The sequence below is a fragment of the Oleiphilus sp. HI0079 genome, assembly GCF_001635105.1.
Window position 1 is genome coordinate 1 of record NZ_LWFT01000701.1, and the last position, 1491, is coordinate 1491.

2 protein-coding genes are annotated in these 1491 nt (G+C 52.0%); both read right to left on the bottom strand.

Going from position 1 to position 1491, the window contains the following annotated elements; translation table 11 throughout:
• The coding region (locus tag A3750_RS12765; RefSeq protein WP_156498567.1) for an SDR family NAD(P)-dependent oxidoreductase at positions 1-501 on the bottom strand (501 nt) is incomplete at its 3' end.
• Positions 502-536: 35 nt separating this feature from the next.
• A partial coding sequence (locus tag A3750_RS12770; protein WP_156498568.1) for an acyclic terpene utilization AtuA family protein occupies positions 537-1491 on the bottom strand: 955 nt, incomplete at its 5' end.

Consider the following 1491-nt stretch of genomic DNA (forward strand, 5'->3'; position numbering starts at 1 on the left):
ACGTGCAGCGCCGGAGTGTCCCATATTCGGCATGCCGCCCCACATATCAGCCACAATGTTGACGATCGAGCCGCCATGTTTACTCATGCTTGCAAGATAGACCTCTTTCGCCATGAGAAAACCGCCGGTTAGGTTAGTGCGTACCACCGTTTCCCAACCTTTTTGGTTAATGCCGGTCAGCGGGGAGGGGAATTGCCCGCCTGCATTGTTAACCAAGCCATGAATGGCAGGGTTGTTCTGTTTAATCGCTTTCACACATGTTTTTACCGCGTCCTCATCTCGGATATCGCACGCATGTGCCTCGGCTGAGCCGCCGTCTTCTTCAATTTCTGCTTTCACGGCTTCGAGCTTTTCGATCTTTCTGCCAACGAGGGCGACATGGGCGCCGAGGCTTGCCAGCTCATGTGCGGTGCAGCGACCAATGCCACTTCCACCGCCTGTGACGATGATGGTTTTGCCTTCAAAAAGACCTTCTTTCAAAACTGACTGATAACCAGACATTCTTTCTTGTCCTCATTACTTCAAATGCGTTTGATCTAGCGACAAAGTTCACCGGCTAGCTTGGCAGAGATTGGAATCGGGAACTCAAGCAGCTGCTGTGCAAAAGCCTTGCCTTGCGGGTCAATACGCAGGCTTGCGACGCCGCCTCCGCCAAGACTGTTTTCCAAAAGGAAATTCATTGCGTCAAAGCCTGGCATTGCCCAGCCGCGTACTTTGCCAGTGTCTTTATCCAGCGTATGCTGCATAAAGGCTGTGACGGCTTGCTCTGACAGGGCCGCTTGAATAAATGGAAGGTACTCTGGTTTACGCGCGATCACCCCGATGTTGGAATGATTGCCTTTGTCGCCACTTCGAGCGTATGCGAGTTGAATGAGCGGTACAGTCTCAGTACAGGGCTCGTCTAATGCCGCAGAAGAACTTAGCTGCGTTGATGGCGTGATTGCCGCGAAGTTTGTCAGATCTTGATCAAACTCATGATCGACGGGCAGCGTCTCATCAGCGCAGATGACGCTCATTGGCACATCTGATTTGGGGATCAAGCATGAGAATAATCGAATTTTTGGCCAGACCGTTGGACGTCCGCCGACGATGCCTGTAATGCCAGGTGCCATTCCCGTCGCCGCTTGGGCGATCTCTTTGGAGAAAAGCACTAATGACTTTTTATCCGGGCTAGCGACTGAAATCTTTACGACGATTTCGCGACAGCGTTCAGCATTGGGTCGTGGGCCGTACGTCGCCTCGGAACCGAGTAGCTCTATCGACGTTTCCGAATAGGGTTTTAAGCCTTTCGCTTCGATCATTCTGGATGTTTTGGTGAGTATTGCTTCAGCCACTGCTTGCGCCTTGGCGGTTGCCTCGATGCCTGCGAGCAAGAATGTAACGGTGCATTTGAACCCGTCAGGATAGGTTGCTGATACTTTGTAGGAGTCGGTTGGCGGCTTACCGATCGCGCCAGAGACAGAAACGATGTTATCGGTGATTTGTTCAAGC